General features: G+C 44.3%; 25 protein-coding genes and 1 riboswitch. Of the genes, 21 read left to right on the top strand and 4 right to left on the bottom strand.

The genetic code is table 11. From position 1 onward, the window contains the following. Positions 1 to 31: 31 nt before the first annotated feature. From NO992_RS02870 to NO992_RS02855, 4 genes are read right to left on the bottom strand one after another with little or no spacing between them, the layout of a single operon-like run. Positions 32 to 1417, bottom strand: coding sequence for an MFS transporter (locus NO992_RS02870; RefSeq protein WP_371374177.1), 1386 nt, complete (start codon positions 1415 to 1417; stop codon positions 32 to 34). A gap of 9 nt (positions 1418 to 1426) precedes the next feature. After that, a complete protein-coding gene (locus NO992_RS02865; RefSeq protein ID WP_010372225.1) occupies positions 1427 to 2044 on the bottom strand; it encodes a peptidylprolyl isomerase in 618 nt (205 codons plus the stop codon). After that, positions 2044 to 2601, bottom strand: a complete 558-nt coding sequence (locus tag NO992_RS02860; protein WP_305776538.1) for a YajG family lipoprotein — start codon at positions 2599 to 2601, stop codon at positions 2044 to 2046. Before NO992_RS02860 ends, NO992_RS02865 begins: the two co-directional genes overlap by 1 nt. A 4-nt stretch (positions 2602 to 2605) precedes the next feature. After that, positions 2606 to 3736 carry a methyltransferase gene (locus tag NO992_RS02855; protein WP_010372220.1) on the bottom strand — a complete coding sequence of 377 codons (1131 nt, stop codon included), beginning with the start codon at positions 3734 to 3736 and terminating at the stop codon, positions 2606 to 2608. A 38-nt stretch (positions 3737 to 3774) separates the two neighbouring features. Here NO992_RS02855 and NO992_RS02850 point away from each other — a divergent pair, with 38 nt between their 5' ends. The 21 genes from NO992_RS02850 to ung all read left to right on the top strand — a co-directional run bounded on the left by NO992_RS02850 (position 3775) and on the right by ung (position 22372). Further along, complete coding sequence (locus tag NO992_RS02850; RefSeq protein ID WP_010372217.1) at positions 3775 to 4368, top strand: alpha-ketoglutarate-dependent dioxygenase AlkB; 594 nt, start codon at positions 3775 to 3777, stop codon at positions 4366 to 4368. 45 nt (positions 4369 to 4413) lie between these two features. Beyond that, positions 4414 to 4728, top strand: a complete 315-nt coding sequence (locus tag NO992_RS02845; protein ID WP_010372214.1) for a BolA family transcriptional regulator — start codon at positions 4414 to 4416, stop codon at positions 4726 to 4728. 105 nt (positions 4729 to 4833) lie between these two features. Then, the gene (gene fabV, locus NO992_RS02840) at positions 4834 to 6024 is read left to right on the top strand and encodes an enoyl-ACP reductase FabV (protein ID WP_017216398.1); all 1191 of its coding nucleotides are present in this window, start codon (positions 4834 to 4836) and stop codon (positions 6022 to 6024) included. Positions 6025 to 6466: 442 nt separating this feature from the next. Beyond that, positions 6467 to 7810, top strand: a complete 1344-nt coding sequence (locus NO992_RS02835; protein ID WP_010372207.1) for a Na(+)-translocating NADH-quinone reductase subunit A — start codon at positions 6467 to 6469, stop codon at positions 7808 to 7810. Between the two features lie 2 nt (positions 7811 to 7812). Beyond that, on the top strand, positions 7813 to 9015 hold the full coding sequence (locus NO992_RS02830; protein ID WP_010372204.1) for an NADH:ubiquinone reductase (Na(+)-transporting) subunit B: 1203 nt from the start codon (positions 7813 to 7815) through the stop codon (positions 9013 to 9015). Then, positions 9005 to 9754 carry a Na(+)-translocating NADH-quinone reductase subunit C gene (locus NO992_RS02825; RefSeq protein WP_010372202.1) on the top strand — a complete coding sequence of 250 codons (750 nt, stop codon included), beginning with the start codon at positions 9005 to 9007 and terminating at the stop codon, positions 9752 to 9754. The genes NO992_RS02830 and NO992_RS02825 overlap by 11 nt, the downstream gene beginning before the upstream one ends. After that, the gene (locus NO992_RS02820) at positions 9754 to 10386 is read left to right on the top strand and encodes an NADH:ubiquinone reductase (Na(+)-transporting) subunit D (RefSeq protein ID WP_010372200.1); all 633 of its coding nucleotides are present in this window, start codon (positions 9754 to 9756) and stop codon (positions 10384 to 10386) included. The genes NO992_RS02825 and NO992_RS02820 overlap by 1 nt, the downstream gene beginning before the upstream one ends. Positions 10387 to 10396: 10 nt before the next feature. Then, positions 10397 to 11005, top strand: a complete 609-nt coding sequence (gene nqrE, locus NO992_RS02815; protein ID WP_010372198.1) for an NADH:ubiquinone reductase (Na(+)-transporting) subunit E — start codon at positions 10397 to 10399, stop codon at positions 11003 to 11005. 20 nt (positions 11006 to 11025) lie between these two features. Beyond that, positions 11026 to 12252 (top strand): NADH:ubiquinone reductase (Na(+)-transporting) subunit F, encoded by a 1227-nt coding sequence (nqrF, locus tag NO992_RS02810; protein WP_010372196.1) that lies wholly within the window; start codon positions 11026 to 11028, stop codon positions 12250 to 12252. Positions 12253 to 12360: 108 nt separating this feature from the next. Continuing rightward, positions 12361 to 13392 (top strand): FAD:protein FMN transferase, encoded by a 1032-nt coding sequence (locus NO992_RS02805; protein ID WP_253105477.1) that lies wholly within the window; start codon positions 12361 to 12363, stop codon positions 13390 to 13392. A 100-nt stretch (positions 13393 to 13492) separates the two neighbouring features. Next, positions 13493 to 13705 (top strand): (Na+)-NQR maturation NqrM, encoded by a 213-nt coding sequence (gene nqrM / locus NO992_RS02800; RefSeq protein ID WP_010372193.1) that lies wholly within the window; start codon positions 13493 to 13495, stop codon positions 13703 to 13705. Between the two features lie 80 nt (positions 13706 to 13785). Further along, entirely contained in the window at positions 13786 to 14385 is a 600-nt protein-coding gene (locus tag NO992_RS02795; RefSeq protein WP_371374168.1) for a histidine phosphatase family protein, read from the top strand. An 18-nt stretch (positions 14386 to 14403) separates the two neighbouring features. Further along, positions 14404 to 14532: riboswitch (cobalamin riboswitch) on the top strand. A gap of 68 nt (positions 14533 to 14600) precedes the next feature. Continuing rightward, positions 14601 to 15398: an ABC transporter ATP-binding protein gene (locus NO992_RS02790; protein ID WP_371374165.1), complete on the top strand. Its 798-nt coding sequence runs from the start codon at positions 14601 to 14603 to the stop codon at positions 15396 to 15398. Beyond that, positions 15395 to 16420 (top strand): iron ABC transporter permease, encoded by a 1026-nt coding sequence (locus NO992_RS02785; protein ID WP_017216392.1) that lies wholly within the window; start codon positions 15395 to 15397, stop codon positions 16418 to 16420. Before NO992_RS02790 ends, NO992_RS02785 begins: the two co-directional genes overlap by 4 nt. Continuing rightward, positions 16413 to 17468: a nicotinate-nucleotide--dimethylbenzimidazole phosphoribosyltransferase gene (gene cobT / locus NO992_RS02780; protein ID WP_371374162.1), complete on the top strand. Its 1056-nt coding sequence runs from the start codon at positions 16413 to 16415 to the stop codon at positions 17466 to 17468. Before NO992_RS02785 ends, cobT begins: the two co-directional genes overlap by 8 nt. Beyond that, positions 17468 to 18250 (top strand): adenosylcobinamide-GDP ribazoletransferase, encoded by a 783-nt coding sequence (locus tag NO992_RS02775; RefSeq protein ID WP_371374159.1) that lies wholly within the window; start codon positions 17468 to 17470, stop codon positions 18248 to 18250. The genes cobT and NO992_RS02775 overlap by 1 nt, the downstream gene beginning before the upstream one ends. After that, complete coding sequence (gene cobU / locus NO992_RS02770; RefSeq protein ID WP_010372179.1) at positions 18250 to 18789, top strand: bifunctional adenosylcobinamide kinase/adenosylcobinamide-phosphate guanylyltransferase; 540 nt, start codon at positions 18250 to 18252, stop codon at positions 18787 to 18789. The genes NO992_RS02775 and cobU overlap by 1 nt, the downstream gene beginning before the upstream one ends. After that, positions 18786 to 20258, top strand: a complete 1473-nt coding sequence (locus NO992_RS02765) for a cobyric acid synthase (protein WP_371374156.1) — start codon at positions 18786 to 18788, stop codon at positions 20256 to 20258. The genes cobU and NO992_RS02765 overlap by 4 nt, the downstream gene beginning before the upstream one ends. A gap of 1 nt (position 20259) precedes the next feature. After that, positions 20260 to 20856, top strand: coding sequence for a cob(I)yrinic acid a,c-diamide adenosyltransferase (gene cobO / locus NO992_RS02760; protein ID WP_017216387.1), 597 nt, complete (start codon positions 20260 to 20262; stop codon positions 20854 to 20856). Next, a complete protein-coding gene (locus NO992_RS02755; protein ID WP_371374152.1) occupies positions 20856 to 21707 on the top strand; it encodes a cobalamin-binding protein in 852 nt (283 codons plus the stop codon). Before cobO ends, NO992_RS02755 begins: the two co-directional genes overlap by 1 nt. Then, positions 21704 to 22372, top strand: coding sequence for a uracil-DNA glycosylase (gene ung, locus NO992_RS02750; RefSeq protein ID WP_017216385.1), 669 nt, complete (start codon positions 21704 to 21706; stop codon positions 22370 to 22372). Before NO992_RS02755 ends, ung begins: the two co-directional genes overlap by 4 nt. The last annotated feature ends 148 nt before the right edge of the window (positions 22373 to 22520 follow it).

Below are 22520 nucleotides of genomic sequence, written 5' to 3'. Positions count from 1 at the left end.
AAGAACGTAAAAGGTGCAAGGACCTGCACCTCTAGCTTTTGTTAGCATGATACGCCTTTTCAATAGCATAAAGCTTGTGCCGAATTAAATATAAAAACAATAATGACGGAAGCACCATAAGCGCAGTTAGCGCAAAGAAGAGTGCCCAATTACCTCCAAGCAAATCATCTATCACAAAACCACTATAGCCTGATAGCACGGTACGGCCTAAGCTACCAAGTGATGCAAGTAAGGCATAGTGGGTTGCGCTAAACGCTCTATCACAGAGCATAGAAATAAACGCCACCATCGCTACCAGTGACCAAGCTTGGGTAAAACCGTCCACCACAATTGCTAGTGCGTATAGATGTTCTTTAGGGCCTGCAATCGCAATCCAAGAAAACATTAAATTTGATGCGGCCATTGCAACACCACTAACAAATAGGCCCTTCACGATACCGTATTTATGGTTAAAGATACTGCCAAGAAAAGCAAATACGATAGTGATCACACCGGTACCAAGCTTTGAATATTGCCCAATTTGGGTGTTTGTAAAACCGACTTCTTTATAAAATACGATGGACATACGGGCTAAAAAGGCCTCTCCTATCTTAAATAGGAAAATAAAGGCGAGTAGGGCGCATGCCGTTTTAACCCCATTTTTTTCAAAAAATCGCTTAAAGGGTTCAACCAGAGTCACGGCAAGCCAGGCATAGATCTTTTTAGAAGCATTTGATGAAGCGCTGTGGTTAAGTTTTTGCTCGTAACTCTTCTGTAGCTGTGCCTGTACTTGCTCGCGATGAGACTTTGGTTCTTTTGCCAACAAAGTGACAACTAATAAACACACTACGATGACGCTTAGCATCTGATAGATAATGGGCCAACTAAAGCCGGGTAAATCAGCCATAAAGAACGGAATTGCACCGAGTAAGGCATAGCCAGACCACCAACCTGAAGTCGCCATCGCTGCCGCTGCTGTTGCCTTTTCACTTTCGTCTTCTGGTAAAATGTCGATGCGATAAGCATCTATTGCAATATCTTGGGTAGCTGAAAATAACGCAATAATAAAGCACAATAATGCAGCATGCAAAAGATGGTCTTTAATTGAAATAGTGGCTAATGCAAAGGTGGCAACAATAATAATAAACTGGCAACTTGCTATCCAGCTTCGTCTTTGCCCTAAGCGATTATACAGCAGGGGAATTTTTATGCGGTCAACGAGTGGGGACCACAAAAAGTTAATTGTATAGGCGCCATATACTAAGCCAAATAGGCCAATGGTGCTACGGCTTAACCCTTCATCTTTAAGCCAAGCTGACATCACCGAGCCAATCAATACCCAAGGAAAACCGCTACTTATTCCAAAAGCAAAGACAGTTAATAGACGTTTGTCTTTGTAATAACCAAGATATTGCGAAAAGCTAGATGATATCAACATAAAAGGGTATTACTCTGGCTGCTTTAATACTTCGACTGAAAGAATAATGACGGGCTCTTTGGGTATAAAGGTATAGCCAAGCTTTTCATTGTAGCCGGTTTCCACCTTCATAATTGCGTCCAGTGTTTCATAGCCTTCAGAGACGTTTCCGAACACGGCAAAACCCCAGCCTCTACCTGGGTTCAAGTGATCGTTGTCATCCATATTAAAGAAAAACTGTCTGGTACCTGAGTGTGGTTTGTTGTCTTGGTATGCCATGGCAATGGTATACATATCATTTTTCAGACCATTACCGCTTTCATTGAAGATAGCTTCGCGCTCAAACATACCATCGTACTCTTTGTCGTAGCCTCCACCTTGGATAACAAAGTCTTTTTCATTGGCTTCATCACGCTCAACTCGATGAAAGACAGAGCCGTTATAGTCTTTATTGATAACGTAAGTTAAAAAGTTATTTACTGTGATAGGCGCTCTCGATCTGTCTAGTTCGACAATAATCGGCCCTTTACTGGTATTGATCTGAACTCGAGGGAATAGATTATTCTTTTGTACGAATTTACCGTTCATTTCGGCAAATACATTCATACTTAATAATAGGACGGTTAAGCTTAGAATTATTTTTTTCATTAACTTCCTCTCACAAATTGAATAAATTCAGGATCTTGAACGATTCGAGTAACAACCTGTTGAGCTAGGTTGTTGAGCTGCTCTTCGACTTTGGCTTGGTCGTGTTTTAGTGGGCCATTTAAATTAGCACTACCTTTATATTGTTTTTCGAAACTGCGAGCGCCTTGCTTTATCAGTACGGTGACGTCAGCTTCAGCATCACTTTGATGAGTCGAGAAAGATTCTTCAATAATCGCTTTAAAGCGATTGATATTCACAGTGATTTGCGCAGCAGCGACCGGTGTTATTTGCGCGCCATGTGCGGTGAGTGCTTGCGTTAATACCTGATTGAAATTAACTGGTAAATTAGCATCAGGTACGTAAAGTGCGGGCTCTTGGTTTTTCACGCGAATGGTGTATTTTGTGGTTCGTAGATCGTTTACTTTGACCGCCACGTTGGCGGCAAGCGCGTTTGACGAAGGTCCTTGATACTCCGGATGAAGAATGACACTGCGTGGTGAGCTTTCACAGCCCACGAGTATCAAGGTTAGCAAAATAATCAGCAATGAAAAACGCATGAAGTTAGCTCCTCTTTATTGCACTTAAAACAGTGAATTTTTTGTTGTTGCCTAGTGTCTTGCTGTTACCGAACAAACGCTTGAGTTTGTCGTCGTATTCCAAGTGGCGGTTACCGATAATTCTTAACTCTCCCCCTTGGCGAAGCGCAGCCTTAGCTTGTAAAAACATCTGCCAAGCAATGTGATCGGTGATTGCGTTGGCCTGATGGAATGGTGGGTTACACAGTATCAGATCCGCACCGTAATTTTCAAAACCCGTAAGGCAGTCGTTTTGAACGAACTGACAATCAGCGACACGCTCGGGTAGGTTATCCACGACATTTTGCTCCGCGCTATGCACCGCCATCGCGGACTCGTCGATAAAGGTGACGGTGGCATTTGGCATTTTTGCGAGCGTCATCAATCCGATGACACCATTACCGCAGCCAAGATCAATGACCTTCAATGGCTTTTTCCCCATAGGGAGGTAATTGATAAAAAAGCGTGCGCCTATATCAAGAGAATCTCGTGAGAAAACATTTGCTTCATTCGACAAGGTAAAATCGGTTTTTTCCAGCGGCCAAGACACAGGGAATTTACTATCAATGGCTTTGGCTGACGTCTTGCTGAACACCAAACGTGATTTTTTTACCGCTAAGCTAGTCGTTGGCTCCGTCAAAAAGTGGCTAAAGCTTTTTAATGTTGAGGTGTGAATTTCTTTTGCTTTGCCAGCCGCAATGACGGGAATGTCTATAGTCAATTTACTTAACTGTGCAAGTTGCGCTTGCAATAGCCCTGAGTTTTTGGGAATTTTTATTAATATCAGATCGATATCCTTTGGCAGCTCATCCATGCTAGTGAGTACATCAACCTTAGCGTCCGCAAGTTCGTTGGCCTCTAAATTATACTCATAGGCGAGGGTACTCACATAAGAGTCGGTCACTACCGTACAGTGCTTGTCAGCAAGTGCACAGCATAATGCGCCAAAACTATCGTTGAGAATGAGAATACGATTTGCATCGCGGTGATGTTCAAAGACATAATCTAACAGGTATTCGTCGGCTGAATCCCAAGCTTGTAAGCTACGATTTTTTTGATCGAGTGGAAACCTATGTAGCGTAAAAGGGTTTCCGGCTAGAATTGCATCAGTCGTCATGTGAATGTTCTATAAATAAAAGCAGCGGGTAGTTTAACATGAGAGCAGTAGACAAAGCACGGAACTTGCCGTGCGGTTTTAGCTATCAAGCACAGGCTATTAGCTTCGATAAAAGTCTAGCGCTATATAATGTACTACTGAATAGCCTTGCGTGGCAGCAAAATACCATCACCTTATTTGGTAAGACCCATCAAACGCCTCGACTTGAACGATTTATTGCCGACCCTGACGTGCATTACAGTTATTCTGGAAAGCGACTTGAAAATGCTCCTTGGCCTTCGGTATTGCTGGGGATCAGACAAACGCTAGAACGCAGATTTAATATGCCTTTTAATGCAGTATTGGCTAATTTTTATCGTGACGGTCAAGACAGTATGGGCTGGCACAGTGATGATGAACCTGAACTCGGTTTGACGCCCATAATTGCTTCACTGTCGCTTGGCGCGACCCGTAAATTTAAAATACGCCACAAAGTAAGTCACTCTGTAACTGATATTCTATTGGAAACAGGCAGCTTATTGGTAATGCAAGGTGATAGCCAGCGCGACTATCAACATGCTTTGCCAAAGCAGGCCAAGGTGACTCAGGGGCGTATTAATCTCACTTTTCGAAGTGTTGGAAATACGCGCTGAACGGCGTATAGTAGCGTCACGAATTGCTCTAGGAGACAAAGTATAATGTCAATGCAATCACAGATTTATGACAAAATAGCTGAAGCCGTTGCGTGCAAGCATCTGAACGTTATCAATGAAAGCCATATGCACAGCCGTGGCGAAGAGTCTCATTTTAAAGTCATTGTTGTAAGCGAACAATTTATCGGTCAGCGGCTGCTGCAGCGTCATCGAAAGATCAATGAAGTGCTAAAAGATGAGCTGCAAAACCATATTCACGCTTTGGCCATTCATGCCTATACACCAGAAGAGTTTTCAGACAAAGAAGGTCAGACGCCAGAGTCACCAAAATGTTTGGGTGGTTCTAAGTTTGATAGCTGATCAGATGTGTGTTTTACATATCTGCCAGTACACTACGCAGTAATTTTAATAAAGTGAGACCAATCTCACTTTTATTTTGTATCAAATCAATGGATAGGATCTCTTATGGTCATCAAACCAAAAATTCGCGGATTTATTTGTACTAATGCGCATCCAGTAGGCTGTGCTGCACACGTTCAAGAACAGATTGAATACGTAAAACAACAAGGCCAAATCGAAAATGGTCCTAAAAATGTATTAGTAATTGGTGCATCGACAGGTTATGGCTTGGCATCGCGTATCACGGCTGCATTTGGTGCCGGTGCGAAAACGTTAGGTATCTTCTTTGAAAAAGAAGGCTCAGAGAAGAAAACAGCGTCAGCGGGTTGGTATAATACGGCTGCCTTCCAACAAGCTGCAGAAGAAGCGGGTTTGTGGTCGAAAAATATCAATGGCGATGCATTTTCTGATGAGTTGAAGCAAAAAACCATCGACACCATCAAAGCTGAACTGGGTAAAGTAGATTTAGTGGTATATAGCCTTGCGTCTCCTCGTCGTAAAGACCCTAAATCTGATGAAGTTTACTCTTCAACACTTAAGCCAATTGGCTCAGCTATCACAACTAAAAACCTGAATACTTCTAAGCGTGTTATTGATGAAATGACAGTTGAAGCTGCTAACGAAGACGAAATCGCCAATACGGTGAAAGTGATGGGTGGTGAAGACTGGGAACTTTGGATTGATGCGCTTAAGCAAGCAGATGTACTGGCTGATGGTTTCAAAACAACGGCATACACTTATATCGGTAAAGAGTTGACTTGGCCAATATACGGTCACGCAACGATTGGTAAAGCAAAAGAAGACTTGGACCGTGCGACGCTGGCAATTCGCGAAACCACTGCTGATATTAATGGCGAAGCTTATGTGTCTTCACTGAATGCAGTAGTGACGCAGGCAAGCTCTGCTATTCCAATTATGCCTCTTTATATCTCTGCACTATTTAAAGTGATGAAAGGTGATGGCACATATGAAGGGACAATAGAGCAAATTCATGGATTGTTTACTGAAAATCTATATGGTCAATCGCCACGCTTTGATGATGGCGGTCACTTGTTCCAAAACTATAAGGAACTAGAAGACGGCGTTCAAGCTCGTGTGCAAACTATTTGGGATACTGTTGATACTGATACAATTGATGAATTGACGGATTATGTTGGTTATCACAACGAATTCTTGAAGCTATTCGGCTTCGGAGTTGACGGCGTAGATTACGAAGCTGATGTGGATGCAACGGTAGAAATTAGTCACCTAGTTTAATTTCACTGTTTTTGATCTCACTGTTTTTGATTTTGCGGGCAAAGTGCTACTTGGTACTTTGCCCGTTTTTGTTTGACCGTGAATTTTTACTTATTTTGTAGATTAGGGTAAGAAAAATTTTATCTATGCAACTTTGGTCTATACTCCCTCCAGTGATGGATTTTTCAACTAATCTAAATCCACGTTAAAGTCGTATTAATTTCATAATTCCACTCGCATACTCAGTACGATTAATGTTAAAATCAGAGAAATATGTGAGGACTTTTATCACGACGCTGCTTTTTTGTGCGCGTTGAGGGGTATTTTAAAGGGGCTTGTTTGGGAACCCTATCCGGACTCATAACTTTCTGCTCTTTATACCTAATACTTAGTACAAACGAGGTGGCGCTGTGGTGACTAAAGATATTTTCAGTTTCTTTCCGTTAATGTAATGCAAGTGCGTATGATCAACATAAAAAAAGGTCTGGACTTACCAATAGAGGGCGCACCTCAGCAAGTTATTCATGATGGTTCTGCCGTCAAACGAGTAGCTGTGCTAGGTGAAGAATTCATCGGTATGCGTCCTACCATGCATATTCGTGTGGATGACCAAGTCAAAAAAGGCCAAGTTCTTTTTGAAGATAAAAAGAACCCAGGCGTCAAGTTTACTGCGCCAGCTTCTGGTGTAGTTAAAGAAATTAACCGTGGTGCTAAGCGTGTACTTCAATCCGTTGTGATCGAAGTTCAAGGCGACGAGCAAATCACTTTCGAGAAGTTTTCAGCTGCTGATTTAAGCAACTTAGACTCTGAAAAAGTGAAGGAAGTGCTAATCGAGTCTGGTCAATGGCCAGCGCTTCGTGCACGTCCATTCAGCCGTGTCGCTGTGCCGAGTGCAACACCTAGCTCAATCTTTGTGACAGCAACAGATACTAATCCGTTAGCAGCAGATCCTGCTGTTATCATCGCAGAAAACGTGGAAGCGTTTGAAGCGGGTCTAGCGGTTGTATCTCGTTTGACTGAAGGCAAAGTATTTGTGTGTAAGAAAGCGGGTGCTAACGTACCTAGTTCTTCTATCTCACAAGTAGAAGTTCATGAGTTTGCAGGTGTGCACCCAGCAGGTAACGTGGGTACTCACATTCACTTCCTAGATTCTGTAGGTACAAACAAGCAAGTTTGGCACATTGGTTACCAAGATGTCATCGCGTTTGGTAAGTTGTTCCTGACAGGTGAAATCTACTCAGACAGAGTTATTGCTCTAGCAGGTCCTCGAGTTAAGAACCCTCGCTTAGTAAAAACTCATGTCGGTGCGTCGCTAACAGATTTAGTTGCAGGCGAGCTTGAAGACGGTGATAACCGAGTCATTTCTGGCTCTGTGTTAGCTGGTAAAACAGCAACTGGCCCTCACGCTTACCTTGGTCGTTACCATACTCAAGTATCTGTTTTACTTGAAGGTCGCGAGAAAGAGCTATTTGGCTGGATCGCTCCTGGTAGTGACAAATTCTCAGTAACACGTACATTCATTTCACACTTAACACCTAGCCGTTTGTTCAAGATGACAACGTCTACTGGTGGTTCTAAGCGTGCGATGGTACCAATCGGTAACTATGAGCGTGTTATGCCACTCGATATTTTGCCAACGCTATTATTACGTGATCTTATTTCACGTGATCTAGATTCTGCGATTTCGTTGGGTGCACTAGAGCTAGATGAAGAAGATTTAGCACTATGTACTTACGTATGTCCGGGCAAATATGAGTACGGTTCAATCCTACGCGATTGCCTGACTACTATCGAGAAGGAAGGTTAAAAATGGCCTTAAAGAAATTTTTAGAAGACATTGAACCTCACTTTGAACCTGGTGGTAAACACGAGAAGTGGTACGCGCTTTACGAAGCCGTAGCAACTATCTTCTATACTCCTGGTTATGTAAACAAAGGTGCAACGCACGTTCGCGATAATATCGACCTAAAACGTATTATGATTTTAGTGTGGATGGCGACGTTCCCAGCAATGTTCTTTGGTATGTTCAACATCGGTCACCAAGCTGCGCTTGCACTAGGTAACGGTTTTGAGCTTGCTAATACTTGGCAGGTAGCTATCTTCCAAGCGCTTGGTGGTGAATTAACTGCTGATGCAGGTTGGGGCGCCAAAACGTTCTACGGTGCGTGTTTCTTCTTGCCTATTTACGCTACCGTGTTCGCGGTTGGTGGCTTCTGGGAAGTGTTATTCGCATCAGTTCGTAAGCACGAAGTAAATGAAGGTTTCTTCGTAACTTCGGTATTATTTGCGCTTATCCTGCCTGCGACAATTCCTTTATGGCAAGCTGCTTTAGGTATTACGTTTGGTGTTGTAATCGCGAAGGAAATCTTCGGCGGTACTGGTCGTAACTTCTTAAACCCAGCACTTGCAGGCCGTGCGTTCTTATTCTTCGCATACCCTGCTGACATTTCTGGTGACACAGTGTGGACAGCTGTTGATTCGTTCTCTGGTGCAACATACCTAGGTCAAGCAACTGCAGGTTCACTAGACTACAGCAATATGGACCTTTGGTTTAATGCGTTTTATGGCTTTATCCAAGGCTCTGTAGGTGAGACATCAACACTAGCAATCTTACTTGGTGGTTTGTTCCTGGTTTATGTTCGTATCGCTTCATGGCGCATCGTACTAGGTACATTCATTGGTATGGTTGTAATGTCATTCGTTCTAAATGCAATTGGCTCTGAAACAAATGCTGCGTTTGCTATGCCTTGGCATTGGCACTTAGTACTTGGTGGTTTTGCATTTGGTATGTTCTTTATGGCAACAGACCCTGTATCTGCGTCTTTCACAGACAAAGGTAAGTGGTTATACGGTGCGCTAATCGGTGTAATGGTTGTGCTTATCCGTGTTGTTAACCCGGCATACCCAGAGGGCATGATGTTGGCAATCCTATTCGCTAACCTTTTTGCTCCACTATTCGACCACTTCGTAGTGCAGTCTAATGTGAAGAGGAGATTGGCACGTGTCAACTAATAATGAATCAATGGGCAAAACGCTTGGCGTAGTTGTTGGCTTATGTTTAGTGTGTGCAATCGTAGTATCTTTTGCTTCGGTTCAGCTTCGCCCTATGCAACAAGCAAACAAAAACGAAGATATTCAACGTAACATTTTAGCCGTTGCTGGCTACGATAAAGTTAAAAACGTATCTGAAGTTTTTAACCAAAATATCGAATCACGTGTTGTTAGTCTTAAAACAGGTGAGTTTGTAGAAGACGTTAAAGCGGAAACTTTTGACTTTGAAGCGACTAAGTTTGATGCCAAACGTAGCTACAAGCTTTCAAAAGCAGAAGACAAAGCGGGTATTCAACGTATCACAAATAACTCTCCAGTTTATTTTGCAAAAGATGACCAAGGTAAAGTGTCTACTATCATTCTACCAATCCAAGGTTATGGCCTTTGGGGTGTGATGTATGGCTTCCTTGCGCTAGAAGCTGATGGTGAGACGATTAAGTCAATCAACTTTTATAAGCACAGCGAAACTCCTGGTCTTGGTGGCGAAATCCAAAACCCTAAGTGGACTGCACTTTGGGAAGGTAAAGAGCTTCCTATCGATGTAGTTAAAGGTAGTGCTGGCGGTAACGAACACAAGGTAGACGGTCTATCTGGTGCAACACTTACTTCTAACGGTGTTGATCACACAGTTGATTTTTGGACAAGCGACAAAGCGTTTGGTCCATTCCTTGCGAAAGTACGTAAAGGAGCATTGAACTAATGGCTAATGCAAAAGAAATGAAGGAAGTCTTGTTTGGTCCTGTTTTTGCAAACAACCCGATTGCACTGCAAGTGTTGGGTATCTGTTCTGCACTAGCGGTAACTTCAAGCCTTAAAAATGCACTTATCATGTCAATCGCGTTGACATTGGTTACTGCGTTTTCAAGTTTATTTATCTCAATGATCCGTAACCACATTCCATCAAGTGTGCGTATCATTGTACAAATGACGATTATTGCATCTTTAGTAATCGTTGTAGACCAAGTGCTTCAAGCGGTTGTTTACTCAACAGCAAAAGAACTATCAACGTTCATCGGCCTTATCATTACTAACTGTATCGTAATGGGTCGTGCAGAAGCATACGCAATGAAGTCACCACCAACAATGTCGTTCCTTGACGGTATTGGTAACGGCTTAGGTTACTCTGTTGTACTTCTAACAGTTGGCTTTATCCGTGAGCTATTCGGTGCGGGTACATTGTTTGGCGTTGAAATCTTACCACTTATCTCTGAAGGTGGTTGGTATCAGCCTATGGGTCTACTAGTTATGCCATTCAGTTCGTTCTTCATCGTAGGTGCATTTATTTGGGCACTACGTACTTGGAAGAAAGAGCAAGTAGAAGCGAAGGCATAAGGGGAGAGAGATGGAACAATATATCAATTTATTTATAAAAGCAGTTTTCATTGAAAACTTAGCTTTGTCTTTCTTCTTAGGTATGTGTACTTTCTTGGCGGTATCTAAGAAAGTAACAACGTCGCTAGGTCTAGGTATTGCGGTAGTTGTAGTTCTTGGTATCTCTGTACCAGTAAACAACTTGGTTTATCACGCAGTGCTAGCGCCGGGCGCATTGGAATGGTTAGGCTTCCCTGAAGTGGATCTTAGCTTCCTACGCTTCTTGACGTTTATCGGTGTAATCGCAGCGCTTGTGCAAATTCTAGAAATGACATTGGACAAGTTCTTCCCTGCGCTATATAACGCACTAGGTATCTTCCTACCGCTAATCACAGTTAACTGTGCGATTTTCGGTGCGGTATCATTCATGGTTGAGCGTAACTTAAACTTCGGTGAATCTGTAGTTTATGGTCTAGGTTCAGGTGTGGGCTGGGCACTTGCTATCGTATTGTTAGCAGGTATTCGTGAGAAGATGAAGTATGCAGACGTTCCTGATGGTTTACGTGGCTTAGGTATTACCTTTGTTACTGTAGGTCTAATGGGCTTTGGCTTCATGTCATTCTCTGGTATTTCACTGTAAGGTAGCGAGGAAACTATACGATGGAAACTATTGTATTAGGCGTAAGCATGTTCATCGCTATCGTTGTGATGCTAGTGCTTATCATCATTGCAGCGAAATCGAAGCTTGTAGCAAGCGGTGACGTGACAATTGATATTAACGGCGATCCTGAAAAAGCGATCAAGACTCCTGCTGGCGGTAAGCTACTAGGTGCACTTGCAAACGCGGGTATTTTCGTATCGTCTGCATGTGGTGGCGGTGGCTCGTGTGGTCAGTGTCGCGTACATATTAAAGAGGGTGGTGGTGATATTCTACCAACCGAACTTGACCACATCTCTAAAGGTGAAGCACGTGAAGGCTGTCGTCTAGCGTGTCAGGTTAACGTTAAAAACGACATGGAAATCGAAGTTGAAGAATCAATCTTCGGTGTTAAAAAGTGGGAATGTACTGTTATCTCTAACGATAACAAAGCAACTTTCATCAAGGAGCTAAAACTAGGCATCCCTGAAGGTGAAGTTGTACCTTTCCGTGCCGGTGGTTACATTCAGATTGAAGCACCAGCTCACCATGTTAAATATGCAGACTATGATATTCCTGAAGAATATCGTGCTGACTGGGAACGTTTTGGTTTCTTTAAGCTAGAGTCTAAAGTTGACGACGAAACGATCCGTGCGTACTCAATGGCTAACTACCCAGAAGAGTTTGGCATCATCATGCTAAACGTACGTATCGCAACTCCGCCGCCAAATAACCTAACATTACCTTGTGGTAAGATGTCATCATACATCTGGTCACTTAAAGAAGGTGATAAGGTTACTATTTCTGGTCCATTTGGTGAATTCTTCGCGAAAGACACTGATGCAGAAATGGTATTTGTTGGTGGTGGTGCTGGTATGGCGCCAATGCGTTCACACATTTTCGATCAGCTTAAGCGTCTTAACTCTAAGCGTAAGATGTCTTTCTGGTACGGTGCACGTTCTAAGCGTGAAATGTTCTACGTGGAAGACTTTGACGGTCTAGCTGAAGAAAATGATAACTTCCAATGGCATGTTGCCCTTTCAGATCCTCAACCAGAGGATAACTGGGAAGGTTACACGGGCTTCATTCATAACGTACTTTTTGAAAACTATCTTAAAGACCATGAAGCGCCAGAAGATTGTGAGTTCTACATGTGTGGTCCTCCAATGATGAACGCGGCAGTTATTAACATGCTTAAAGACTTAGGTGTGGAAGACGAAAACATCCTACTTGATGACTTCGGTGGTTAATTAGGTTTCGGTCTAACAATGAACTTAAGTTAGAATATAAGCCCTCCAGCAAAATACTTTGCTCGAGGGCTTTTTTATACCCGTTGGTACTAAATTCAGGGAATTCTGATGCAAGCAAGTTACGCTTTTTTATCTAGATTTTTTATTATTTCGTTTTTATTCGTTTTTTTAACAGGGTGCCAAGACGCCAAACCTGAAGCCAAGGAAATCGTGCTGTCTGGTAAAACCATGGGCACAACCTACAACATCAAAGTATTCCCTGGCGAAAAGTCGCTCTCACAAGCGCAGCTGCACGATGAGGTTGAGCAAGCATTAAAGACTGTTAATCAATCTATGTCCACCTATATCCCAGATTCTGAGATTAACCAGTTCAACCGTTTAGCGGCAAATACCGTTATGCCTATCAGTGAAGACTTTCGCTTGGTAGTTGCTGAATCTATCCGCCTTGGGAAGTCGACAAAAACGCTTGATGTTACGATGGGACCGCTTATCGATTTGTGGGGATTTGGTCCTGACAAAAGACCAACAATGCGTCCGTCACAGGCTGAGTTAGACGATATGCGCACTCGTATCGGTGTCGATAAGCTCATTTTAAATGACAGTGGCCTCGCTAAAACAATTGCTGGACTTGAATTATCATTTTCTGCAACCGCTAAAGGTTATGGTATAGATAAGGTCGCCGAGGTAATTGAGAGTCATGATATTCATGACTATATGGTTGAAATTGGCGGCGAGCTGCGAGTTTCAGGTAAGAAGCCGGATGGTGAGTGGCGTATTGCTATCGAGAAACCTGATGCGCCTGTTGGTCAACGCCAAATTCACCGTGTGATAGAGCCTGGCAAAAATGGCATTGCGACCTCAGGTGACTACCGTATTTTCTATGAAATGGATGGTGAAACCTTTACACACCTTATTGACCCAACAACAGGTCGCCCGGTTAAACATGAGCTAGTATCAGTAACGGTACTGCATCCATCTGCGATGACGGCTGATGGCTTAGCAACAGCATTGACTGTGATGGGCACGGAGCGTGCAAAGGCGTATGCCACTGAGCATCAACTCCCCGTGTATTTGATGTATAAAAGTCCTGAAGGGATCAAGAGTTACGCGAGTGAAGCATTTCAGCCGTACTTGAATTAAGCTCTACAACACCCCATAATTTAATTGTGAGTGACGTCATGAAAGCGTATAATTTGCGCGTCGTCACTCAATTCAATGTAGCAATAAAAGGGGCTAGATAATGTCTTTATTCCTCCTTACTTTCGGTTTACTTATGCTTATCGCTGTTGCGATGGCTGTAGGCGTTATCGTACAAAAGAAATCCATGGCCAGTAGTTGTGGTGGTTTAGGCTCAATGGGCATTGACAAAATTTGTGATTGCGACGATCCATGCGACAAACGCAAAAAGCGGTTAGCAAAAGAAGAGATGTGGAAAGAAAACCAGATCCTGTAATCGTAGAATGATATTAATTGAAAACGCAAGCTTAGCTTGCGTTTTTGCTTTTTGGGTAACAAACCTTAGGTTAAGTAAAAATGCAGCGGCAGCTATATTTTGTTCGTCATGGTGAAACGACGCTCTCAGGCCATTTACTTGGAGTGACAGATCCCGAGCTCAGTACCATAGGCGCTCAGCAATTGCTGCAATCATTAACGAGTCTAAGTGGCCCGAAGCGTATTATTAGCTCTCCAAGGAAGCGCTGCCTGAATACTGCTACAGCCTTTGCAAAGCAGTATCAACTCCCCATTGACGTGGAGCCAAATCTCGCCGAATTTGATTTTGGATTATGGGATGGACAACCTTATGATACGCTTTGGCGAGAAACCCAATCTCCAAGTATTGGCGATTTTTGGCAAAACCCTTGGCTGCACACGCCTCCTGAGGGCGAGTCTATGTATGATTTTCATCATCGGGTCACAACGTGGTGGCACAGTATTTTGGCGTCGCCAAGTGAAGAGTGTATCGCCGTCGTAGCGCATGCAGGAGTAATAAAAGCGCTTGTAGCACTTATTCTTGAGCTATCGCCAGAGCTTACTGCATACCAATCGAAGATAGATATTCCTTATGCGGGTATAGTAAAAGTTGAGGTGTTTTACGACAGCAGCCAAACTGCTTGGCCAAAAGTTGTATTTTAGACGTCTAGACTTCATAATATTGCAAATTTCGTGATAGGCAGATATTGGGAATGAGGTGTGAGTCCTCAACTGTCCCCGCAACTGTAAGTGCTTGAGCCTTGTCTCTTGCATAAGTCAGATACCAAGGCCTATCCATATACTTAAGCGGGCAGACTTAAGTCAAAGTTGTCGCTTCTCTATAAGCTACTACTTTGCCGTGCCCAATCAGAGGTGCTATGGCAGTTACTCCACAGTTTCAAGTCGATAAACTTAGCGTGCAGCTTGGTGGTAAAGCCATCTTAAAGGCACTCAGCTTTGCTATTAATTCGGGTGAATTTATTGGTTTGCTCGGACCGAATGGTGCTGGAAAGTCGACTTTGCTGCGCACTTTATATCAATACACAGCACCAAGTTCTGGGTCGCTACTTTTCAATGATAAGCCGCTAGCTAGTTATGGACGTAAGGCTTACGCGAGAAATGTTGCTGTGGTGCTACAAGAGATCCCCGCTGAGTTTACTCTGCCATTATTTGATATGGTATTGATGGGGCTAACACCAAACAAATCACTGCTCGCGACAACGACGGCTGCTGAAAAACAGGCAATCTTACATGCCATTGAGCAGGTTGGATTGAGCCATAAATTGGAGCAATGTTTTAGCTCATTGTCTGGTGGGGAGAAGCAAAGGGCAATGATCGCACGTGCTATGGTGCAAGCGCCTCAAGTATTGATAATGGATGAGCCCACCAGCCATTTGGACATTAAATATCAAATCCAAATTATGGAGCTGGCCAAACAACTTGGCGTTACTATCATCGCGTCTTTTCACGACTTAAATTTGGCTAGCGCCTTGTGCGACCGCTTATTAGTATTAAATAACGGTGAGCTTGTTGCAGATGGGTCGCCACTTGAAGTCATTAACGAAACCCTATTAAGCCAAGTTTTTGGGGTATGCGCAGAGGTTTCTACTGTCCGTCATCCGCCAAATAACAGTGAGATTCCACATATACGCTTTCATTATGGGTATCAGTTATGATTGCCGCAAAGCGGATCGCGTTGATATCGATACTGCTATTGAGCTTGTGCTGTTTTAGCATGCTGATGGCACTAAAGATCGGTGCGATTGATTTATCTTGGCATACAGTTATACAAGCGATTATTAATTTCGATCCCAACGTACTTCAACAACGAGTGGTAGTTGAACTTCGTCTGCCACGGACGTTACTGGCGATGAGCGCGGGAGCAGGACTGGCGATAGCAGGTCTTATTTTGCAAACCGTGACGCGTAACCCTCTAGCTGATCCTTATTTATTTGGTATTTCTTCAGGTGCCTCATTTGGTGTGGTGGTACTTATCGCGCTATTTGGTGCACAGTCTAGCCTAATGATGTCTGGGGCTGCATTTGTCGGAAGTTTGCTGTCTATTTTGTTGCTTTTATTTGTGGCAAAGCGCAATGCAATGCAGCAGGTGGAAACTATGCTCTTGGCGGGAGTCGCACTTTCTTTTCTGTTCAGTGCCTTTACTAGCTTGTTGCTCTATTGGAGTGACCCTCAAGCCATCAGTGCAATCTTGTTTTGGAATCTAGGCTCGTTTGCAAGGGCGAGCTGGCAATGGCTATGGCTTCCTTGTTTGGTCGTGTTGCTGAGTTTTATCACGCTTTTAGTGATGCGTCGGCCACTCAACGCCTTGTTGCTCGGAGATGAGAGTGCCACCACGCTTGGCGTGAATGTAGGACGAGTGCGAATAGGTATGTTGTTATTGAGCTCCTTACTCACCGCAGTACTTGTGGCTGCGTGCGGTGGAGTCGGATTTGTAGGTTTGATGATCCCGCATATCGTGCGCTTTTTTATCTCGCAAGCAAAGGTCATTGGGCTTGTGGCCACCGCGCTTTGCGGTTCGCTATTGATGCTATGGGTGGACGTATTGTCGCGCACGCTTATCGATAATCAGGAACTTCCTGTGGGTGTGATCACCGCCGCCATTGGCAGCGTGTTCTTCTTAGCATTGCTTATTTTCAAAAATCGCCGCTCTGGAGGCGTCGGAGTTACCCATGGTTAAACCGTTAGATACTCGCTTAAACACGCTTATTCAACAGCGCATTGACTTAAAAACCAAACCGCTAGGTGCGCTTGGTAAGCTTGAAGCCTTGGCTGCGCAGCTAGTACAGATCTTCTCACAAGGGCAGGCGCAATTAGACATAGAGCAGTTAGCAATAACGCGCCCTGCAATGTTTGTTTTTGTGGGCGACCATGGTATTGCAAGTCACGGGGTTTCTATCGCGCCAAGCGAAGTGACTGGGCAAATGGTTGCAAACTTTGTGCAGGGCGGTGCAGCGATCAATGTCTTTTGTCGAGAACTTGGTTGGCAGTTAACCGTAGTAGACTGTGGCACATTAGTGCCATGCGAGCCTGCGCCGAATTTGTGCTCACAGCGACTTGGCGATATTACTCATGCTTTCCATAAACAACCCGCGATGAGTGAAATGCAGCTCAAGCAAGGATTTGAATACGGAGAGCAAGTAGTGATGTCCGCTATTGAAGCGGGTAGCAACGTAATTGCTTTTGGTGAAATGGGGATTGGCAATACCAGTTCTGCAGCTGCAATTTTAGCGGCGCTCAGTGGGGCGAGTGTGGAATTATGTGTGGGGCGCGGTACAGGCATTGACGATGAAATGCTTTGCAAAAAACGGGCACTTATCAAACAGGCTCTAGAATATCATCAAGGTAAGCTTGCGACACCAGAACAAATTTTGCAGCGCCTAGGTGGCTTTGAAATTGTGCAAATGGTTGGTGCCATGCTGGCGGTTGCACGGGCACAAAAAGTAATCATAGTGGATGGCTTTATCTCCACCGCAGCGGCTATGTTGGCAAGTAGAATAGCACCGCATAGTAAGCAATATATGGTGTTTGCTCACGGCTCTATGGAGCAAGGTCATAAGTTAATGTTAGAGCAGTTAAACGCTGAGCCATTACTACATTTAGATATGCGCTTGGGTGAGGGAACAGGCGCCGCTCTAGCGCTTCCATTATTACAAGCTGCGCTAGGCTTTTTTTGCGAAATGGCAAGCTTTGCCGATGCCCATGTTACGCAAGTGGTAGACGCATAATGCAGTGGCAACAAGAGTGGCGACTGTTTAAGCTTGCCGTGGTGTTTTTAACGCGGGTGCCAATTCGTTTGGATCCTGCTCCTTCATCCGATGAACTTAACGAAGTGAGTGGTTACTTTTCTTTAGTCGGTTTATTTGTTGGTAGTTTCTCGGCCATGCTTGGCTATGTTGCCAGTGGTGGTGTGTCGCTAATGTTCGGCGCCGTTGTTGCACTGGCTGCGAGTATTTTACTTACCGGTGCTTTTCACGAAGATGGTTTTGCCGATGTTTTTGACGGTTTTGGCGGTGGCTGGAGCCGTGAACAAAAGCTTGAGATCATGAAAGATAGCCGTCTTGGTACATACGGTAGTTGTGCGCTGATATTGCTGTTATTGGCCAAATTTTCGCTTTTGCTCATGCTCTTTAATGACTTTGCAGTGATACTTGCTGCACTTATTTTGGCCCATAGCCTAAGCCGTGCCTTTGCGGTGTCTTTAATCGGTGCACTTGACTATGTACAAGCTGATAAGCTGAGCAAAGTTAAGCCTGTAGCTAAATATCTATCGAGTGCCGCGGCGACTCGCCTTACGCTTACTACCATCGCGATTTTAATTTTCTGTTGGCCATGGCTTGCGCTTTCACTGTTCGACTTGCTGATGCTGTGTACTTGCTTATTTGTGTTAAGACTTGTGTGCATTAAATGGTTTAACGCGCAGCTCGGTGGTTACACCGGAGACTGTTTAGGGGCTGCGCAGCAACTTGCTGAGCTTGTTATTTTGCTTTTTATTGTGGGTCATCTCTAATGGCACAAATACAGTTAATACTGGGCGGTGCTCGCTCAGGCAAGAGTCGCTTGGCAGAGCAGCGCGCTATTCTAATGTTAGAGCAAGGTGCGGTGAACGAACTTTACTATGTTGCAACTGCAAAAGCTCAAGATGAAGAAATGAAAAGCCGAGTGTTTGCTCACCAGATGCAGCGCGATAGCCGCTGGCAGCTAGTGGAAGAGCCGTGGCATATTGATAAGCTTATTGCTACTGCACGCGAAGATGCGCTGTTACTTATCGATTGTTTGACTTTATGGCTGAGTTTTGGCTTATGCGAAATGGGCAAAGCCGCGACCATAGACAAAAAAGAACATTTGCTGGCGGCACTAGAAAGCTGTGCTGCCACTGTTATTTTGGTGAGTAACGAAGTGGGGCATGGGATAATTCCGCTTGGCGAGCTAAGCCGTGAGTTTGTTGATGAGTCTGGTTGGCTCCATCAAGACATTGCTAAAGTGGCCGACAGAGTCGATTTTGTTATTGCAGGCTTGCCACAATGTTTAAAAGGTCAAGACGTATGAAAACCTTAATGGTGCAGGGCACCACGTCTGATGCCGGTAAAAGTACACTGGTTGCGGGACTTTGCCGGGTGCTGCAACGAAGAGGCTTGTCTGTTGCGCCTTTTAAGCCGCAAAATATGGCACTAAATAGTGCCGTCACACCTTGCGGCGGTGAAATTGGTCGGGCACAAGCACTCCAAGCCGAGGCCGCAAAAGTCCCGCTATCCATAGACTTTAATCCTATTTTGCTTAAGCCAAACTCTGACACTGGCGCACAAGTGATCATTCACGGCAAAGCCATTAGCAATATGGAAGCAGCCGCGTATCATGATTACAAAAAGGTAGCGATGGAGGCCGTGCTTTCCTCACATCAGCGTCTCAGCGAACAATTTGAGCTGTGCATAGTGGAAGGGGCGGGGAGCCCTGCTGAAATCAATCTGCGTGAAAACGACATTGCCAATATGGGGTTTGCCTGTGAAGTTGCATGCCCCGTGATCATTATCGCTGATATCGACAAAGGCGGGGTGTTCGCACACTTGGTTGGCACACTTGCGCTATTAAGTGACTATGAACAAAGCTTGGTTAAAGGGTTTGTGATCAATCGCTTCCGTGGTGATATTGCGTTATTGCAATCAGGACTTGACTGGCTCGAGCAAAAAACGGGCAAGCCTGTACTTGGGGTATTGCCCTATTTGCATGGCTTAGCGCTCGATGCAGAAGATGCGGTGACAGTGGACAATATCTTTGAACGGGGATCGTTAAGCGTCAGGGTTTTACTATTTCCTCATATTAGCAATCACACCGACTTTGACACCTTGCGCTTAAACCCTGAAGTGGATTTGCGTTATGTACGCTATCAAGAATCTATCGGTCCTTGTGACTTAATCATTCTGCCTGGCAGCAAAAATGTGTTGAGCGATTTAACCTTCTTACGCAAACAGGGTTGGGCAGAAGAAATCAAACGGCACCTGAGGTACGGTGGTAAGGTACTAGGTGTGTGTGGCGGTTTGCAAATGTTAGGTAAGTTCATCAGAGATCCAAATGCGGTGGAATCAACTCTCGGTGAAGTCGCTGGGCTTGGTCTGGCTGACTTTGATACTACACTTTCAGAGCAAAAAGTACTGACGCAAGTATCTGGCATTTGCCAATTGGATGAGCAAAGTGCTGAAATTTGCGGTTACGAGATCCATGCAGGGGTTTCTTCTGGAGCGGCACTAGAGGTGCCATTCTTGCGATTTAACACACATCCAAATAACAGCGTGAAAGATGGTTTTATCTCTCGAGATAATCAAATTTCAGCCACCTATTTACATGGTTTATTTGATACGGTCGCCGCGACACAGGCTATCTTGTCTTGGGCCGGTAGTAAGCAAGCGGGCACTGCCGCGATTGATTTAGCGAAGCACAGAGAGCAGCAAATTACGCGTCTTGCCGACAGCTGTGAAGCACATTTAGATTGGCAAAAATTGATGAAAATAATTGAGGAATAACATGAGCGAACAACAAGATAAACATCAGCAACGACAGCAAAAAGTAAAACAACAAGTCGATGAAAAAATTGCCGCGGCGCAGCAAGAGCAGGGCATTTTGCAAGTGATCACAGGTAACGGTAAAGGCAAGTCAACATCTGGTTTCGGCACCGTTGCGCGTTGTGTCGGTCATGGTATGAACGCTGCGGTTGTACAGTTTATTAAAGGAACCTGGGATTGCGGTGAACGCAATTTGCTCGAAAAAGTCGGCGTGCCATTTGCGGTCATGAAAACGGGCTTCACATGGGAAACGCAAAACCGTGAAACCGACACTGCCGCCGCGCAGGCGACGTGGCAACAAGCAAAAGTATGGCTACAAGATGAAAGCATCGACTTGGTATTGCTCGACGAAATTACGTATATGTTGAGCTATGACTATCTAGATTTGGACGAAGTCATAACGGCACTAGAAAGCCGTCCTACCATGCAGTCGGTGATTGTAACTGGGCGCGGTGCACATCGACGTCTGACTGAGCTTGCAGATACCGTGAGCGAAGTGCGTAATGTGAAGCATGCGTTTGAGGCCGGCATTAAGGCGCAAAAAGGGTTTGACTACTGATGCTAAAATTCGCCTTATTTATTGTTCTAGGTTTTGCCTTTAGCGTTAGTGCTAAGCCCGCAGAGCGGATCATCGCGCTTGCGCCTCATATTGTCGAAAATCTTTATGCAATTGGAGCTGGGGAGCGGATTGTAGGCACGGTAGCCTATGCAGATTATCCAGAATCAGCCAAGCAACTGCCTCAAGTTGGTGACTATCAAGGCATTTCGGTTGAGAAAATTTTGGCACTTAAGCCTGATCTTATCATCGCGTGGAAAAACGCAAGTCACGTTCCTATGCTTGAAAAGCTCGAAAGCTTTGGTGTTGACGTGATCTATAGTGAAGCGAAATATCTAGATAAACTACCGGAAGAGTTGCTACGCCTAGGTAAAATTACTGGCCTTGGAGCTCAAGCACAGCAACAGGCTGATTTATTTGCTAAACGTTTAAATGAACTAAAAGCCCAGTATAAACAAAGCGCTAGCTTAGCTGTATTTTATCAATTGTGGCCATCACCGCTGATGACAGTGGGAGGCGAAAGTTGGTTACAGCAAGTATTTACTGTGTGTAATGTGAAAAATGTTTTTGCCGACGCCACCACGGACTATCCGCAAATTAACATTGAGAATGTTCTGTTGAAATCACCACAAGTGATTGTGATCCCAGAAGAAAAGACCAAACAAGAGGTCAAAGCAATTGCATGGCAGCAATGGCCTTCGATCCCTGCAGTAAAGTACCAACAAACTATTTCGGTAGATGCCGATCTGCTCCATCGTTATAGCTATCGTATGCTCGAGGGAATATCGGATTTATGTGGTAAACTCGACGCTTCTCGAAGCCATTATAATATGATGAAAAAAGGTGAAGCATGACAACGTGGAGTGACGTGTTAGGTCAGGAAAAACAACAAGATTACTTTAAACAAACCATGGATTACGTGGCAGAGCGTCGCGCTCAAGGTATAAATGTGTTTCCGCCCCATGAACAGGTATTTGAAGCGTTCAAAGTCACACCTTTCGATCAGGTTAAAGTGGTGATTTTAGGGCAAGATCCCTATCACGGCCCCAATCAAGCTCATGGCCTATGTTTCTCTGTGTTACCAGGAATTAAGCCGCCGCCGTCGTTAAATAATATGTATAAAGAATTAGTGCAGGATATTGACGGCTTTCGCATACCTAATCATGGCTACCTAATTGACTGGGCTAAACAAGGCGTACTGCTGTTAAATACGGTGTTGACGGTAGAGCAAGGCCAAGCACACTCACACAAGCATTTAGGCTGGGAGCGCTTTACAGATGTAGTGATTGAAAGGCTGAATGCCCACAGTGAAGGTGTGATTTTCTTACTCTGGGGCTCACACGCCCAGAAAAAGGGTAAGAGCATAGACACAAACCGTCACCATGTTTTACACGCGCCACATCCTTCGCCGCTCTCAGCACATCGCGGCTTTTTTGGTAGTGGCCATTTCAGTAAAACGAATCAGCTGCTCACCCAAATGGGTAAGCAGCCAATCGACTGGCGATTGGCCGAGCTATAATACCAATTAGTCTTAATACTTGCTCAATTTGAAGGAGTAAATCTGACGCTAACTGCGTTAAAAATTTATTATTTAGAACAACTAAATAGCAAAATTTTTGCCTTGTTATCGACAAGATTTTCTCGCCTCAAAATAGACCACTTAATTA

The sequence above is a fragment of the Pseudoalteromonas sp. DY56-GL79 genome (assembly GCF_041414765.1).
GTDB lineage: Bacteria > Pseudomonadota > Gammaproteobacteria > Enterobacterales > Alteromonadaceae > Pseudoalteromonas > Pseudoalteromonas piscicida.
Note: the sequence above shows the minus strand (reverse complement) of the source record. Positions and strands in the feature narration are given on the sequence as shown.

Bases quoted from the DNA above. Each gene is read 5' to 3' on its own strand.
- NO992_RS02870 (WP_371374177.1), bottom strand. From the start codon at position 1,417: ATGTTGATATCATCTAGCTTTTCGCAATATCTTGGTTATTACAAAGAC.
- NO992_RS02865 (WP_010372225.1), bottom strand. From the start codon at position 2,044: ATGAAAAAAATAATTCTAAGCTTAACCGTCCTATTATTAAGTATGAAT.
- NO992_RS02860 (WP_305776538.1), bottom strand. From the start codon at position 2,601: ATGCGTTTTTCATTGCTGATTATTTTGCTAACCTTGATACTCGTGGGC.
- NO992_RS02855 (WP_010372220.1), bottom strand. From the start codon at position 3,736: ATGACGACTGATGCAATTCTAGCCGGAAACCCTTTTACGCTACATAGG.
- NO992_RS02850 (WP_010372217.1), top strand. From the start codon at position 3,775: ATGAGAGCAGTAGACAAAGCACGGAACTTGCCGTGCGGTTTTAGCTAT.
- NO992_RS02845 (WP_010372214.1), top strand. From the start codon at position 4,414: ATGTCAATGCAATCACAGATTTATGACAAAATAGCTGAAGCCGTTGCG.
- fabV (WP_017216398.1), top strand. From the start codon at position 4,834: ATGGTCATCAAACCAAAAATTCGCGGATTTATTTGTACTAATGCGCAT.
- NO992_RS02835 (WP_010372207.1), top strand. From the start codon at position 6,467: ATGATCAACATAAAAAAAGGTCTGGACTTACCAATAGAGGGCGCACCT.
- NO992_RS02830 (WP_010372204.1), top strand. From the start codon at position 7,813: ATGGCCTTAAAGAAATTTTTAGAAGACATTGAACCTCACTTTGAACCT.
- NO992_RS02820 (WP_010372200.1), top strand. From the start codon at position 9,754: ATGGCTAATGCAAAAGAAATGAAGGAAGTCTTGTTTGGTCCTGTTTTT.
- nqrE (WP_010372198.1), top strand. From the start codon at position 10,397: ATGGAACAATATATCAATTTATTTATAAAAGCAGTTTTCATTGAAAAC.
- nqrF (WP_010372196.1), top strand. From the start codon at position 11,026: ATGGAAACTATTGTATTAGGCGTAAGCATGTTCATCGCTATCGTTGTG.
- NO992_RS02805 (WP_253105477.1), top strand. From the start codon at position 12,361: ATGCAAGCAAGTTACGCTTTTTTATCTAGATTTTTTATTATTTCGTTT.
- nqrM (WP_010372193.1), top strand. From the start codon at position 13,493: ATGTCTTTATTCCTCCTTACTTTCGGTTTACTTATGCTTATCGCTGTT.
- NO992_RS02795 (WP_371374168.1), top strand. From the start codon at position 13,786: ATGCAGCGGCAGCTATATTTTGTTCGTCATGGTGAAACGACGCTCTCA.
- NO992_RS02790 (WP_371374165.1), top strand. From the start codon at position 14,601: ATGGCAGTTACTCCACAGTTTCAAGTCGATAAACTTAGCGTGCAGCTT.
- NO992_RS02785 (WP_017216392.1), top strand. From the start codon at position 15,395: ATGATTGCCGCAAAGCGGATCGCGTTGATATCGATACTGCTATTGAGC.
- cobT (WP_371374162.1), top strand. From the start codon at position 16,413: ATGGTTAAACCGTTAGATACTCGCTTAAACACGCTTATTCAACAGCGC.
- NO992_RS02775 (WP_371374159.1), top strand. From the start codon at position 17,468: ATGCAGTGGCAACAAGAGTGGCGACTGTTTAAGCTTGCCGTGGTGTTT.
- cobU (WP_010372179.1), top strand. From the start codon at position 18,250: ATGGCACAAATACAGTTAATACTGGGCGGTGCTCGCTCAGGCAAGAGT.
- NO992_RS02765 (WP_371374156.1), top strand. From the start codon at position 18,786: ATGAAAACCTTAATGGTGCAGGGCACCACGTCTGATGCCGGTAAAAGT.
- cobO (WP_017216387.1), top strand. From the start codon at position 20,260: ATGAGCGAACAACAAGATAAACATCAGCAACGACAGCAAAAAGTAAAA.
- NO992_RS02755 (WP_371374152.1), top strand. From the start codon at position 20,856: ATGCTAAAATTCGCCTTATTTATTGTTCTAGGTTTTGCCTTTAGCGTT.
- ung (WP_017216385.1), top strand. From the start codon at position 21,704: ATGACAACGTGGAGTGACGTGTTAGGTCAGGAAAAACAACAAGATTAC.